14 protein-coding genes and 1 tRNA gene are annotated in these 14,510 nt (G+C 60.8%); 8 read left to right on the top strand and 7 right to left on the bottom strand.

Annotated elements, in window-relative coordinates:
• Positions 1-150: 150 nt before the first annotated feature.
• The 6 genes from JF539_RS26840 to tsaD all read right to left on the bottom strand — a co-directional run bounded on the left by JF539_RS26840 (position 151) and on the right by tsaD (position 4,438).
• Entirely contained in the window at positions 151-810 is a 660-nt protein-coding gene (locus JF539_RS26840; protein ID WP_207144302.1) for a class I SAM-dependent methyltransferase, read from the bottom strand.
• Positions 811-921: 111 nt separating this feature from the next.
• On the bottom strand, positions 922-1,347 hold the full coding sequence (locus tag JF539_RS26835) for an EVE domain-containing protein (RefSeq protein ID WP_207144301.1): 426 nt from the start codon (positions 1,345-1,347) through the stop codon (positions 922-924).
• Positions 1,348-1,638 (bottom strand): YciI-like protein, encoded by a 291-nt coding sequence (locus JF539_RS26830; protein WP_207144300.1) that lies wholly within the window; start codon positions 1,636-1,638, stop codon positions 1,348-1,350. It abuts the gene before it with no gap.
• Positions 1,639-1,800: 162 nt separating this feature from the next.
• The gene (locus JF539_RS26825) at positions 1,801-2,808 is read right to left on the bottom strand and encodes an NAD(P)H-dependent glycerol-3-phosphate dehydrogenase (protein WP_207144299.1); all 1,008 of its coding nucleotides are present in this window, start codon (positions 2,806-2,808) and stop codon (positions 1,801-1,803) included.
• Positions 2,795-3,271, bottom strand: coding sequence for an NUDIX hydrolase (locus JF539_RS26820; protein ID WP_207144298.1), 477 nt, complete (start codon positions 3,269-3,271; stop codon positions 2,795-2,797). Before JF539_RS26820 ends, JF539_RS26825 begins: the two co-directional genes overlap by 14 nt.
• A gap of 96 nt (positions 3,272-3,367) precedes the next feature.
• Positions 3,368-4,438, bottom strand: coding sequence for a tRNA (adenosine(37)-N6)-threonylcarbamoyltransferase complex transferase subunit TsaD (tsaD, locus tag JF539_RS26815; RefSeq protein ID WP_209017637.1), 1,071 nt, complete (start codon positions 4,436-4,438; stop codon positions 3,368-3,370).
• A 135-nt stretch (positions 4,439-4,573) separates the two neighbouring features.
• Between tsaD and hemC the strand changes: the two genes are divergently transcribed.
• Together hemC and JF539_RS26805 are read left to right on the top strand one after the other, a co-directional pair.
• Positions 4,574-5,500, top strand: a complete 927-nt coding sequence (gene hemC, locus JF539_RS26810; protein WP_207144296.1) for a hydroxymethylbilane synthase — start codon at positions 4,574-4,576, stop codon at positions 5,498-5,500.
• A 3-nt stretch (positions 5,501-5,503) separates the two neighbouring features.
• Positions 5,504-6,220, top strand: a complete 717-nt coding sequence (locus JF539_RS26805; RefSeq protein ID WP_207144295.1) for a uroporphyrinogen-III synthase — start codon at positions 5,504-5,506, stop codon at positions 6,218-6,220.
• Here JF539_RS26805 and JF539_RS26800 read toward each other — a convergent pair.
• Complete coding sequence (locus JF539_RS26800) at positions 6,206-6,946, bottom strand: hypothetical protein (protein ID WP_207144294.1); 741 nt, start codon at positions 6,944-6,946, stop codon at positions 6,206-6,208. The genes JF539_RS26805 and JF539_RS26800 overlap by 15 nt on opposite strands.
• On the opposite strand from JF539_RS26800, the gene JF539_RS26795 reads away from it, so the two are divergent.
• From JF539_RS26795 to JF539_RS26770, 6 genes are all read left to right on the top strand, one after another.
• Entirely contained in the window at positions 6,918-8,219 is a 1,302-nt protein-coding gene (locus JF539_RS26795) for a COG4223 family protein (RefSeq protein WP_209017628.1), read from the top strand. The genes JF539_RS26800 and JF539_RS26795 overlap by 29 nt on opposite strands.
• Before the next feature lie 78 nt (positions 8,220-8,297).
• Positions 8,298-10,295 (top strand): heme biosynthesis protein HemY, encoded by a 1,998-nt coding sequence (locus JF539_RS26790; RefSeq protein WP_207144293.1) that lies wholly within the window; start codon positions 8,298-8,300, stop codon positions 10,293-10,295.
• A 174-nt stretch (positions 10,296-10,469) separates the two neighbouring features.
• A tRNA-Thr gene (locus JF539_RS26785) sits at positions 10,470-10,545 on the top strand.
• Positions 10,546-10,896: 351 nt separating this feature from the next.
• The gene (locus tag JF539_RS26780; RefSeq protein WP_207144292.1) at positions 10,897-12,492 is read left to right on the top strand and encodes a sensor histidine kinase; all 1,596 of its coding nucleotides are present in this window, start codon (positions 10,897-10,899) and stop codon (positions 12,490-12,492) included.
• Positions 12,493-12,510: 18 nt separating this feature from the next.
• A complete protein-coding gene (locus tag JF539_RS26775) occupies positions 12,511-13,329 on the top strand; it encodes a response regulator (protein WP_207144291.1) in 819 nt (272 codons plus the stop codon).
• Positions 13,330-13,654: 325 nt separating this feature from the next.
• Complete coding sequence (locus JF539_RS26770; RefSeq protein ID WP_209017627.1) at positions 13,655-14,479, top strand: hypothetical protein; 825 nt, start codon at positions 13,655-13,657, stop codon at positions 14,477-14,479.
• Positions 14,480-14,510: the final 31 nt, after the last annotated feature.

The following is a 14,510-nucleotide window of genomic DNA, read 5'->3' as shown; positions in this document are numbered from 1 at the left end:
GGCTCCTAGAAACACCACGATACGAAAAAGCGTCTGACGCCCGAGCGGCAAACTATCGCAATTGGTCGAAAGGGGAAGCGGATCTGGAGGAAAATCCGCGTATCTCGGGACAATAGGTCAAATTAATCCTCACGAGAACTCTGGCAAGACCTATTTTTTCGTCAAACGGAAGATCCGAGTGTGTTTGATTTCGTTGTCTTCAAGGGCCCGGATCACCGGAACCCGATACTCGGCCAGCTCGGTCAACCGGGCTGTCGGCAGATAGGACCGGCCCGGGTCTCCGACGATCACTTCCTTCCCGGCGTCCACCAGCCGGTAGAGAAAGGAAAGCACCCTTTCCGCCATGGCCTTGTCGTAAAAGACATCGCCGCAAAAGACGATGCCGGCGTCCGGTGGAAGCCCGTCCGTGATGTCGGCCGTTTCCAGCGACAGGGAGACACCGTTGAGGTCCGCGTTGAGTCTTGCCGCCGCCAACGCCATGGGATCGACGTCGACCGCGTGGCAGCCGACCGCTCCGGCCTTCATCGCGGCGATGCCGACCAGGCCCGACCCGCAGGCGAAGTCCAGAACGTGTTTGCCGGCGACGAGTTCAGGAGTGTCGAGAATATAGCGGGCAAGCCCCTGGCCTCCGGCCCAGGCAAAGGCCCAGAAGGGCGGGTCGAGACCGAGATCGCCCAGTTCCTCTTCCGTCTTCTGCCAGAGACCGATCGCCTCGTCGGCCAGATGGAGGCGGATCTCCTCGGCGTGCGGAACCGCCTTGATTTTCGTTTCACGGCGGATGAAGGCGATCGGGTCCTTGATAGTAGGCATAACGGGTCCGGTTGAACGAGGTTTATCCCAATCGACAAACCTCATCCTGAGGGGGTGCTCAGATCCTCCTTAGGATGAGTTGCTGGGCAAGTCCGCTGGTGCAACTCGCCCCTAAGCGGGCTTTTTCATCCCGCCCATTTCGCAGACGATCTTCCATTCCTCGGCCGTGACCGGCTGGACGGACAGGCGCATGGAGGTCACCAGCGACATTTTGGCGAGCCGCGGCTCGGCCTTGACGTCGGCAAGCGTCACCGGCTTCGGCATGTCGCAGACGGCCTTGAAATCCACGCATTCCCAGCGCGTGTCGTCGGTCGTGGTGTCGGGATGTATCTCGCTGCAGACTTCCACCACACCGACAACTTCCTTGCCGATATTGGAGTGATAGAAGAACGCCTTGTCGCCGATTTCCATGGCGCGCATGTTGTTGCGTGCCTGGTAGTTGCGGATGCCGTCCCATTGTTCGCCGGCGTCGCCTTTTGCCTTCTGCTGGTCCCAGGACCACTTGTCCGGCTCGGATTTGATCAGCCAGTACTGCACTTACGATGCCTCCGGGTTCTTGACCGCCCAGTTCCAGGGACGGATTTCCACACTCTCGAACAGGCCGGCGCCGGCATAGGGATCCTCCTGCGAAATCGCAAGGGCTTCCTGCCGGTTGGCAGCCTCGATCACGACCAGGGATCCGGTCATGTTGCCGTCGTCGTCGAGGAAGGGGCCGGCGGCCTTCAGTCCGTCGCCGAGTCCCTTGAGAAAGTCCAGATGAGCGGCGCGATTGTCGAGTCGCGTTTGCAGGGCACCGGGCTTGTCGGTGCAGATCAGGGCATAAAGCATGGGTGTTCGTTCCAGGATTGCCAAAACTCGGCAGACCCTAGGGCGGAGAATCCTGAAACTCAATGGTGGATTTCGGGGAACCCGCGAAGTGTTCCAACCGGGTCATTGCGGACAGCGTCATATTGTGAGCCGAAATGACAATTCACTTCGTCCGTTGCGGCTTCAAACGCTTTCCGTTTCCGCCTTGAGCGGCCGTGCCATCAGCGTGTTGAGCGCGTCGTCGATGGTCTGGTCTTCGTCGATCATCCGGGCGACCGTCTCGCAGATCGGCAGCTCGATGCCGTGTTTTTCCGCCAGTTTGACCGCAACCCGCGCCGAATAGGCGCCCTCGGCCAGCTTGCCGCCGGCGGCGATCAGTTCGGAGCCCATGAAACCTTCGCCGAGCCTCAATCCGAAGGAAAAATTGCGCGACTGGCTGGAGGAGCAGGTCAGAAAGAGATCGCCGAGGCCGGACAGACCGGTGAGCGTTTCCGACTGGGCGCCCATTGCCGTTCCAAGCCGGGTCAGTTCGGCGAAGCCGCGCGCGGTCAATGCGGCCTGGGCGCTGGCGCCGAGCTTGCGGCCGACAACCGCGCCGCAGGCAATGGCGAGCACATTCTTCAAGGCGCCGCCGATCTGCGTTCCGAGAATGTCGATGGAGGCATAGGGCCGGAAGCAGGGGGACTGCAGGGCCTCACACAGACTGAGCGCGGTCTTGGCGGTGTTCGCCGCGACGGTCACCGCCGTTGGCAGGCCCTTTGCCACGTCATCGGCGAAACTCGGTCCGGACAGGACACCGGGTTCGACCCCGGGCAGTTCCTCGCCCATAACCTTGGACAGAAGCTTCCCGGAGGTTTGTTCAAGCCCCTTGGCGCAGAGCACCACCGGCCCGCGAACCTTGCCGGTTTTTTGAAGCGCGGCCAGCATGGCGCGCGTGGTCTGGGCCGGCGTAACGAGCAGGATCGCGTCCGCGTCGGCGGCGGCCTCAAGCGAGGTTGTCGGGTTCAGATCCTCATCGAAGGTGATTCCCGGCAGATACCGCGGGTTCTGACGTCTGGACCGGATCTCAGAAACGGTTCCGGGATCGCGCGCCCAAAGGCGGACCTCCCGTCCGGCGCGCGCCGCCGTCAGGGCCAGGGCGGTGCCCCAGGCGCCGCCGCCGATGACGCCGATCGAGTTAATGGCGCCCATTGTTCTGCCTTTCCATGCGCGACCGTAGTGCTTCAAGCTGCGCTCCAAAACCTTCAAAGAACCTCGTCTCGACCGGCGCATCGGAAGAAAACAGATCGACCCAGAACAGGCGGAACCGGATGGGCGGTCCGCCGGCGCTCGGCGAGGTTTCGAAATGTTCCCATTGTGCAGCGGGCTTTTCACGAATGCGACCGTGAAAATGCCGCCGCCGATGCAAGCCGGGGAGACTTCCGGCAGCATCCTTCACGATATGATCCTGGTCGGCGAACGATTCGAGCGCGATATCCAATGAAAGTCCCGTCTCTTCGAAAAATTCCCGCCTCGCGGCCTGAAGGTAGCTCTCCCCGGGGTCCAGGGTGCCTCCGGGCACCTGCAAATCCGGATTCGGATGGTCCGGTTCCAGAAACACCAGAAGGTCGGGTCCGCAGGTGAGATAAACATAGGCCTTGTGGTAGATGCGCATAACTGAAATCCGTTTCCTGAAAGCCCCGAAGCGGTTCCCTGACCTCGGCCACGCCGGAAAAAATGTCTGCGAATGGCGACGGCAATGCCACCTGGATCAGGCTTTCGCCCCTTTCTTGCCCGCCCCCAGAACACCGGCATTGGCTTCGTCGAGCGGCCAGCGCGGGCGCGGCGACAGCGACATGTCGTTGACCGGGCCGGCCTGAAGGCGCTCGATCCCGGCCCAGGCAATCATGGCCGCGTTGTCCGTGCAAAGTTTCAGTGGCGGTGCGACGAATTGCGCACCGGCGTCATCCGCCGCGGTGAGGAGGCTCGCACGGATTTCCTTGTTGGCGGCAACTCCGCCCGCCACGACGATGACCGGAGCGGTGCCGGGATACCGTTGGCGGAACATCTCCAGGGCGGACTTGGTCCGGGTGGCGAGCACGTCGGCCACGGAACGCTGAAAGCCGGCGCAGAGGTCGGCGACGGTCTGCTCGTCGATCGGCTCGAGTTTTTTCGCCTGGGTGCGCAACGCGGTCTTCAGGCCGGCGAAGGACATGTCGAGGCCCGGCCGGTCGAGCAGCGGGCGCGGCAGTCTGAAGCGCTCCACGTCGCCACGCGCGGCCATCTTCTCCACATGCGGTCCGCCCGGATAGGGCAGTCCAAGCAGTTTCGCGGTCTTGTCGAAGGCCTCGCCGACCGCGTCGTCGATGGTCGTGCCGAGCCGCTCATAGTCGCCAACACCTTTGACAAGCAGAAACTGGCTGTGGCCGCCGGAGACGAGCAGAAGCAGGAACGGAAACTCCAGGTCGTCGGTCAGGCGCGCGGTCAGGGCGTGGCCTTCCAGGTGGTTGACGCCGACGATCGGCTTGTTCGCGGCCATCGCAATCGCCTTTGCGGTCATGAAGCCGACGATCACACCGCCGATCAGACCGGGGCCCGCGGTCGCGGCGACCGCGTCGATCTCGTTCCAGCCGCAGCCGGCTTCCCGCATGGCCTGCGCCACGATCCGGTCGAGGATTTCAATGTGCGCACGGGCCGCGATTTCCGGCACGACGCCGCCGAACTCCGTGTGTTCGTCGATCTGTGAGCGGATGACGTTGGAGAGAATTGCCCTGTCGAAGGGGCCTCGAACCACGGAGGCCGCCGTCTCGTCACAGCTCGTTTCAATGCCCAAAACCGTCAGATCGGAGCCATTGTGGTGTGAATTGACAGAGGTCATTGGTGTTTGAGCGGCAGCCTGTGATAGGAGAACCTGAAAACATTCTAACGGAATGCCCGGATGTTTCGAGTGCCGGGCGTAGCATCTGGACGGTAAACCTTGCAATCAAATCCTTTGCGCATCGGAACGAGAGGCAGCCTGCTGGCGCTTGCGCAGGCCCATGAAACGCGCGACCGGCTGATGGCGGCTCACAAGCTCGACGAAGACGCATTCGAGATCGTCGTCATCAAGACGTCCGGCGACAAGATCCAGGACAGGCCTCTTTCGGAAGTGGGCGGCAAGGGGCTCTTCACCAAGGAGATCGAAGAAGCGCTGCTGGACGGACGGATCGATATTGCCGTTCATTCCTCCAAGGACATGCCCACCGTTCTTCCCGACGGACTTGCGCTGACCGCCTTCCTGCCACGCGAGGATGTGCGCGACGCCTTCCTGTCGCCCAAGGCGAAAACGCTGACCGACCTGCCGCAGGGCGCGGTGGTCGGGTCGAGTTCCCTGCGCCGTCAGGCGATGATCAAGCGACTGCGGCCGGACATCGAGGTGGTGATGTATCGCGGCAACCTGCAGACCCGGTTGCGCAAGCTTGCCGAAGGTGAAGTCGACGCAACGCTCCTGGCGGCCGCAGGCTTGAAGCGCCTCGGTCAGGACAAGGAAATCACCTGCCTTCTGGATACGGAGACCTTTCTGCCGGCCGTCGGGCAGGGTGCAATCTGTATCGAAAGCCGGGAGGCCGAAGAGAAGACACTGGCGTTGCTCGCCGCGATCCACGACGAGGAAACGCAGATCCGGCTCGACGCGGAGCGGGCGTTTCTCGCCGTTCTGGATGGCTCCTGCCGGACACCCATCGGCGGTCTTGCGACCATTGACGGTGGCACGCTGCATTTCAAGGGCGTCGTGCTGAAGCCCGATGGGTCGGAAGCCCATGACGTTCAGGAAAGCGGTCCGGTCGCCGACGCGATCCGGATCGGCACCGCCGCCGGCGAAGCGTTGAAAGCCAGGGTCGGGCCGGATTTCTTCGCGGACATCTGACGCATGCGCTTCCTGGTGACACGGCCGCAACCCGACTGCAAACGCACGGCGGACAAGTTGCGGGCATTCGGTCACATTGCCGACGAAGCGCCTCTGTTGCATTTTTTACCCGAAGCGCCGGAGCACTTCGATCTGACGGGGGTTGCGGCCCTTGCCTTTTCGAGCCGTCGCGCGGTTTCCGTAGTGGCGGATCATGTCCAGATGCCCGAGGTTGCCGGACTGCCCGTCTTCACGGTCGGACAGGCGACCGCGTCGGCCTGCCGCCTTGCGGGGTTCGCCGATGTCCGTACAGGAGAAGGCGACGTGGCCGCGCTTGGCGCGCTGATTTCAAGCCGGCGGGAGGATCTTGCGTCCGGAGCCGTCCTTTACCCGGCAGCGCGGGAGCGGGCCGGAGACCTTGAAGGGATCCTGACCAAAGGCGGGATAGCCTGCCGGACGGTGGTTGTTTACAGAATGGCGCCATCAACCGGGCTGGACGGCGACCTCATCGCGAGGCTCAACACGTCCGGGTATCGCGGTATACTGATATATTCGAAACGGACGGCGCAAACGCTGGCCGATCTGTTGAGAAGTCACCGGCTGGAACACATATTTTCCAGCGTGTCGATTTACGCGATCTCGCGTCAGGCCGCCGAGCCCCTGTCCGGGTTCAAGGATGTGCGGATAGCGGCGACGCCGAACGAGAGCGCGGTTCTGGATCTGGTGTTAGCGGAGTGTTAACCCGATCCGGGGGAGTCCATGTTTTGCGGCGCGAAAAAGACGCTGCCGCGCGGTACCGCTTCGCAAAGAGGCGTGTATAGTGAAGGTCTTGAGGCCTTGAGGGCCAGGAGGAGAGCAGATGGCGACGGACAAGAAATCTTCTGGCGGAGCATCGTCCTCAGCGGGAGGCAAGGGTCCCGGAGATTCGGATAAACCGGACACCGGCAAGTCATCCTCGACCGCCGGCTCCTCCAAGCGGCCGGTGACCATCGATCTGAAAGCGGAAAAGGTCGATGCCAAGCCGGGCAGCGCCACGGATGACAAAAGCTCGACCGGGTCAACGTCTTCGGCAAGCGGAACGAAACCGGACACGTCAGGGGCGTCATCAGGCAAGGCGGCCGGCACCGCGGCTTCGGCCTCGACGGGTGCCGGCGCGGCGAAATCCTCAGCTTCCTCCACGACCCCGAAGATTTCCCCGTCTGACACTAAAACCTCTGTAAATAAAACGGCTGATAGCAAATCGGTCGACAGCAAGAGTAACGCTTCGTCAACCCCGGGGATGTCCTCCACCTCCACCTCGTCAGCGGGTTCAGCATCCGCCACGAGCAGCAAGCCGTCGTCGTCAACATCTTCCACAAGCGCGGCGAAACCTGTTGGCTCCACGACTTTCTCCAGCCCCCCGGCGGCGGAAGACCGGGGCGGGGTCAGCGCGTTCGGCGTGCTGATCGCGGCCGTGATCGGCGGCATTCTGGTGCTCGGCGGCGGCTTCGGCCTGTATCAGGCGGGGCTCGTCAAATTGCCGGCGGAAACCGACCCGCAGCTTGCCAGCGCGCTGTCGGCGGCGGAACGGAAGATTGCCGATCTGGAGAGCAAGCTGGGTGCCCTGGGCTCAACGGTCGCCGGGCAGAACAACAGCGGCGATCTGGCTGCGCTTGAAGAGAAAGTCACTTCGCTCGAAGGCAAGCTTGAGGAGGCGCAGTCCGCCGCGTCCGCTGACGCCGCTCCGGACGTCTCGGCCTTGAAAAGCGATATCGAGGATCTGCGCGGCCAGTTGTCCTCCGCGGTTGCCTCCGCCACGACCGGCGGTTCCGGCGACGGCGCACCCGTTAACCTGAAGCCGCTGGAAGACAGGCTAGCCAAGCTGGAAAGCGAAGCAAGCGCTGCGACGTCCGAAACGGATACGCTGTCAGGCTCCGTCAGCGGCCTCGAAAAGCAGTTGAGCGGCCTGACCACGGACCTGAGCGGTCTCAAGACCCGGCTGGACAACACCGAGGCAACCGCCAAGGCGGCCCAGACCGCGGTTTCGACCTCCGACACATCCCTGAAAACCCTGGCTGACAGCCAGGCCCGCGCGACCGAGACGCTGACCAGCCTCTCGGCGGACATCAAGGCCGTCGGGGCCGCCAACGATGCTGCGCTCGAAGACATTCGCGCTGAGCTGAAGTCCCTGTCGGCCCGGCTTGAACAGGTCGAATCGACCATGGGCGATGCAACCGCGCGGGAAGTCGCCGCGCGGGCGCTGTCCGTTTCGGCGCTGAAGTCCGCGGTTGACTCCGGCCGCCCCTACGAGACCGAGCTGGCGGCGGTCAAGGCGGGGTTGCCCGCCGACATCGATCTTGCCGGGCTTGAAAGCCACGCCAAGACCGGCGTGGAGCCGGCCTCCGTGCTGATCGCAAAGTTCCCGCCGGTGGCACGCGGAATGTACCAGACCTTCGCCGAACCGGACCGGTCCGGCGACGTGCTGGACAGCCTTCTGGCCAGCGCAAAATCGATCGTGACGGTGCGCGGTCTCAATGACGGGGACGGTTCCGGACCGGAGGCAGTGCTGCAGCGCATGGAAAGTGCCGTATCGACCGGTGACCTGGAGGGCGCGCTCACGGCCTATGCGGAGCTGCCGGACGCGGCGAAGGCGGCCGGTGTGGACTGGGCCGACAAGGCACGCGCGCGCGTCGAAGTCGATGCGCTGACCGACAAGGCTTCGCAGGAGGTTCTCAATGAGCTTGCCGCGAAAGACAGTTAATCGGCCGCCGGAGTTCCGGCCGTTCGAACAAAACGATACCAAGCCGGATGGTTCCGGCAATCCTCGGGAGCGAGCCTGATGATCCGCGTCTTTCTCTTCTTTTTGGTGGTGTTTGGCCTTGCGGCAGGCTTTGCCTGGATGGCAGACCTCCCGGGTACCGTCTCGATCTCCTGGAACAGCGAAACGCCGGGGCAGTCCCCCATCATCTGGGAGCAGACGCCGGTTACGGCCGCCGTGGTCATCGGTGCGCTTCTGGCGGTCTTTCTCGGGATTGTCTGGGCGGTCCGGGTGGTCCTCAAGTCGCCTCAGATCGCAAGCCGCTTCTTCAGGCGGCGCCGGAAGGACAGGGGCTACGCGGCGCTGTCTCACGGTTTGATCGCGCTCGGCACCGGCAATGCCAAACTGGCGCGCCGTCACGCGCTGGAGGCGGACAAGCTGCTCACCGAGGAACCGGCAGCCAAGCTTCTGCTGGCGCAAACCGCCCAGCTCGCCGGCAAGGACGAAGAGGCGCGCCAGCGCTTCGAGGCGATGCTGGAAGAGCCTGAGACCAGAGCGCTCGGTCTGCACGGCCTGTTCGTGGAAGCCGAACGTCACAGGGAACCGGTTGCCGCCCGCCACTATGCGGAAGAGGCCGTCAAGACATCGCCGGGTCTGGAATGGGCCGGCAAGGCTGTCCTCGGCTATCAGGCCGTCGCGCACCATTGGGAGGAGGCCCTCAAGACGCTTGAGCGCAACTACGCCGCGAAACTTCTCGACAAGAAGGCCTATCGCCGACAACGCGCCGTGATCCTGACGGCGCTGGCGCAAAACCTGGAAAGCGGCGAACCGGACCGGGCCTATTCGCTCGCCAAGGAAGCCCACGGCCTCGCGCTGGACCTCGTGCCCGCCGCTGTTCTTGCCTCGCGTCTGGCGACCCGCCGGGGCGATGTCCGCAAGGCGTCGAAGGTTGTCGAAGCAACCTGGCGCCTGTTCCCTCATCCGGAGCTGGCGGAGACCTACGCCCATGTCCGCACCGGCGATTCCGCCGTCGACCGCCTGAAGCGGGTCAAGTCGCTGTCAGCGCAGCGGGCCAACACGCCGGAAGGCGCGCTTGCCATTGCAAGGGCTGCGCTGGAAGCGCGCGAATACACGGAAGCGCGCGCGCAGCTGAAGAAAGTGCTTCAATCCCAGCCGACCCGTCAGGCTTTCCTGGTCATGGCCGAGCTGGAAGAAGCGGAGCACGGCGACCGTGGCCGGGCGCGCGACTGGCTGGCGCGCGCGCTGAAAGCCCCGCAGGACAAGGCCTGGATCGCCGACGGCATCGTCTCGGCAGAGTGGCAGCCGGTTTCCCCCGTGACCGGAAAGCTGGACGCTTTCCGCTGGGAGACGCCGGAAACCCTGAGCGAGGGCGAAGGCGATGTGCTGGAAGACAGCCTGTTCGAAGCCCGGGCCCTCCCGGTCGTGCCGGCGGTCGAAGAAAACGCACCGGCCAAAAGCGCTGGGCAATCCGGGCCGGTCAAGGCCGAAGAAGCCGAAACGGTCGAGCTGAAGGCGGAAGAACCGAACGCACCTGTTGTCGAAACAGCGCCGGGTGTCCGGAAATCCGCCGGGAAAGCCGAGGCCGCCGTTCCGGTCGACACGTCCAAGAAGGGCTATGAAGGCACGACGGACGACGTCAAGTTCAGTCCGGCCCTCAAGGATCTTCCCGAGGCGCCGACGGCAGAGACGGCCCTCGAGCCGGCGGCTGTAAAGGAGCCGGTCCAGCCCGAAAAAGCGGCGGAACCGGATAAGATCTCCGAACCGGAAAAGACAGGTCAGGCGAAAGCCGGCGAGACGGACACGGCTTCGTCTTCCGAGCCGGGGGACAAAGCCGACGGAGACAGTCCGCCGGTGGCCCCCGCAAAGGCTCCGCTGACAGCGGCCCCGGGAAATGGCTCCGAAGTCGCGGAGGAGGCCAGGCATGCTCAGGAGGCCTCAAAGGACGATCTGAACCGCCCGATCGAGTTTCCGCTTTCCAGAATGCCGGACGATCCCGGGCCGGAGGAGGAAGACGAGGACAAGACGGCCAAGTCGCCGCGGCCGCGTTTCTTCAACTGATCGACCGAGCCGCTCCGCTGCCCGCGAGCGGCTCCCTGCCGGGCGGGCGGAGAAGATGTGATCTTGGCGACTTTGGCCCTTGCATCCGCCGCCAAGCTCCGGTAATTAGCGGCGCATCCGATCCTGATCGGGCTTTCGCGCCGGAGCGCGTTACCTGGTTCACCGCCAGAGATTGCCGCTGTAGCTCAGATGGTAGAGCACGTCATTCGTAATGATGGGGTCGTAGGTTCGAGTCCTATCAGCGGCACCAGCCTCCAAAATTTCCCGATTAGGCTTCCGTGAGTCGTCTGAGCGTCGCGCGGAATCCGGTTTTCTACCTCTGCGGAATGACCTTTTGCGTTGGCATTGCGAAATGCTGCCGACGGAATCTCATATATGTTCTTGGGTCAGGCAGTTTTGTAATTTTAAACAATAGTAATATTGTCACCTCCTTGCGCATAATAACGTGAAAGAAATGTAATTCTGGTGAATTATGTCGCGATTAATGCGAGCATTTATTCCGATGATAAAATAGTAAAACTTTATATCTTTTGAAATTTACGTTTTGTTATTTTGAAATCGGCAAAGATACAACTAACGAGAATGAAATGAATATAGGCAGATGAACAAGTCAAAGCATTTCATTTATGGCGATTTCGATCCAAGTTCCCTGCTCGACAGTTTGGCTTCATCGATGCATCAGGGTTTTTCGGTGATGGACGGAAATCTCGATCTGGTGATGATTAACCGGACCGCAATGGACCTTCTGGCGCTTCCCGTCGAGCTCCTTGAAAAAGACAGGAGCCTCGCCGGTGTTCTGCGGTACAATGCCGAGCGGGGTGACTACGGTCCGGGCAATCCCGAAGACTTGGTGCAGGTGCGCATTGACCTGGCCAAAATGTTCCTGCCGCACGATTTTGTGCGCACCCGTCCCGACGGCACTGTCATACGTGTTCAGGGTACGCCAATGGAAAATGGCGGTTTCATAACGATCTACAGCGACATTACTGTCGAGCATGAGCAGGAAATCGCGCTCAAGGAAGCCAGGGATCAGCTTGAGGCTTCTCTCGGGGAACGGACACGCGAACTTGCTGTTCATCACGACATGCTCGTGAATTCGATCAATGCCATCAAAGACGGGCTGGTGATCGCGGATCCCGATGGTCGCGTGGTTCTGGCAAACAACAAGATGTTCGAGATCTATCCGCAGTTTCCTGCGTTGCTTGTCCGGAAGGCAAGCTTGAGTGAGATTGTGCAGTCTGTTTTTCCTGATGAACCCGACAGGACGCTCGACGAACTCTCCGATTCCGCCATGTGGACCGAACGTGAATACCCTTTCGGCATCTGGTACAAGATTACAAGAACCAGGACCGATTCAGGCGGAATGCTGTGCGTCTATACGGATATCACCAAGTATAAAGAGCAGCATTCCATACTCCAGAGTCACACGGACGAACTCGTTCGGCATCTCAGAAAAGAAAAAGAATTGAACGAGATGCAGCGCGAGTTCGTGTCCATGGCGTCGCACGAATTCAGGACTCCCCTGGCGATCATTGACAGCAATGCACAACGCATTCTGAGAAAGATCGACAGGATAAAGCCGGAAGCTCTTTCAGAGCGGCTCGGCAACATCCGGGACTCGGTTCAACGAATGCAGTATCTGATCGACCGGTTCCTCAATTTTTCGCAATCGCAATCGGTCGGTATGGAGATCGAACGGGAACCCGTCAGCTTGGGCGATCTGGTGAAATCCGTTTGCGATCGCTATATCGCGATAACAAGAACGCATCTATTCGAGATCGACGTCGCGTTTCTGCCAGAGGAAATCGAGATCGATAAAAAACTGATCGAGCAGAGCGTCTCAAACCTCATTTCGAATGCGATCAAGTATTCCCCCGAGAACACAACCATATACGTCACCGGATCCGAGGCGGGCGGGCAGGCGATGATTACCGTCCGTGATCAAGGTGTCGGCATTCCGGCTGAAGAGGTCCCGAAAATTTTCAACCGTTACTTCCGCGCTTCAACATCGAGCGGCATCGCCGGCACCGGAATCGGACTCAACATGACAAAGATGATTCTGGAGAAACACGGAGGAAAGGTGCACGTCGAAAGCGAAGTTGGTCAGGGAACGGCCGTTACGGTTTCCTTGCCTGTTCTCAGTCGTGCGGCACGTCGGAAAAAAGGCCAAGGCAAGCTGAAAGCTGCAACGGTTTGACGCTATAGGTTAAGTAAAATGTCTGAAAAATCTACAATACTTTGCGTCGAAGACGAGGACATGCTTCTTCAGGATTTGAAGGAGGAGCTTGAAGACGAAGGCTATGAAGTGTGGACGGCCAAGAATGGCCAGGCAGCCCTGGAAATTCTGCAAGAAGAAAAGCCGGACCTTATCATCAGTGATATGATGATGCCAAAACTGGACGGACCCGGCCTTCTTAGGCATGTGCGCGAGAAACGTCCTGGCCTCAACGATGTTCCGTTCATTTTCCTGACTGCCAAAGCGACCCGGGACGATCTTATTGAAGGCAAACGGCTCGGTGTGGACGATTATCTCACTAAGCCTGTTGACTACGATCTGCTTCTGGCAACAGTCGAGGCGAGTCTCGGTCAGGTCTTGCGCGTCAAGAAACAGAACCAAGACAAGCTGCGACGCATCTACAACGCCATCCAGAAACAGCGTTCCGCCAGTGAGGAGCTCAGGGTTTCGTTCGTCGTGCAGAACCCGGCTTCCGTGCGACCGATTCTCGCCGCGCTCAATGAGCTGGGCTGCACTGTTTCGGTGATATCGGAAGACCAGTTGGTAAAGAAAAGCTTCTCCGTAGAAGGCTCGGATATCCTTTTTATCGTCTACAGCAAGATCGTCCACTATTACCTAAAGTACGTCACCGAAGGCATAGGCAAAGACTGGAAAGGTATATCGGTTCTTCTGGCTCCGTCGAACCTCTCGCAAGAACAAAGGGAATGTATAAAGGATGCGGGGATCAGCAATACCGTTGAGTATCCTTATCCTCCCATCGAAATATTCAAGCTTCTGATGCAAAAGATGAAAACATAGCGCGGATCGTGCGCGCGCTGTAAGCAGGCAGGTCTCGAAAAACAAGTGGCCTAACCGTCACCGGTGGCCGTGAGCATCAATCGGCCTGCGTTCCTGCAAACTTTTCCAATTGAACACTCTTCGACCTTAGAGCGTTTTGGAAGCGGGCTTTGCTTAAAATTTTCCGAAATTATCGGAGGAAAGGCTTCGCCTTCCGGTTACATTGATTTTGGATAGTTTTCGCCTTCGCTTGATTTCGGTGCCTTCAGTTGATTCAATGGGAGAATCAGTCAGTCTCCCGAGTTTTTAAGTAACGGTTCACCTGTTTGAAGGCGTGGAGAGCGTTTTGGGCAAATCGGCCAAGCTTGAATTTCTGCGCCGCCTCGTCCCCCTGACCCTTTGTGTCCTGGGCATCGTCGGCGGCTATTTTTTCATGTCTCTCTTGAGCAGTCTGCTGTGCCTTGTGGCGGCGGGTGGCATCTACGCGGCGCTGCCAAGGCCCCAGGCGCCCTCCGGCGCGGTCAGGCCGGTGGCCAATCCTCCGGTTGTCGTTTTCGACGCGATCGGCTTCGTGCTTGGCGTCGTCCTGTTTTCGCTGGCCTTTATCGGCATGGGCGCGACAACGGGCCCAAGCGCGTTGCTGGCGTTTTTCGCCCTGGTTCCGGCGTCCGCGTCGATCGTCTGCTTCACCGTCGCGGTTCGGCTGGAAACGTCCTGGGTTCGGTTTTTCAGCAATGGCTTCGAGTTCACCCAGTTCGGCCTTCGGGTCCGGGTGATGTATGAGGAGCTGAAAAAGGTCGAGGTTCTCGTCTGGGAAGCCGCCGGATGGGTGGCCTGGTTCCAGTCGACCATCGGTTCGGCCGGACCGCGCAAGGCGGTTCTTCTGAACGGCGCCCAAAGCACCAAGACGATCGTGTTCAAGCGCAAGGACAGCGCGAGTTTCACGATTTCCTCGGAACTCGTTCCCGACCTGCAGCGCATTCTCGTGGACATGGACCGGGCCGGGATCGAGCTGCCCGACGGTATCAGCGAGGGGCAGCGCAAGAAGATCCGCAAGCGCCGGGAACGTCTTTACGGCGCGGATGCCGAGCCGGAGCAGGAGGTCGAACAGGTGCAGGTCGCCCGCATCGCCGCGCTGATCGAACACGCGCGGCGGCAGTCCAGCGGGTAACCGGACGCGCCTCAAGCCGTTTTATGGCAGG

The sequence above is a fragment of the Roseibium aggregatum genome, assembly GCF_017309185.1.
Lineage (GTDB): Bacteria > Pseudomonadota > Alphaproteobacteria > Rhizobiales > Stappiaceae > Roseibium > Roseibium aggregatum_B.
The sequence above is the reverse complement of the archived record's forward strand: the minus strand, read 5'-3'. Positions and strand labels throughout refer to the sequence as shown.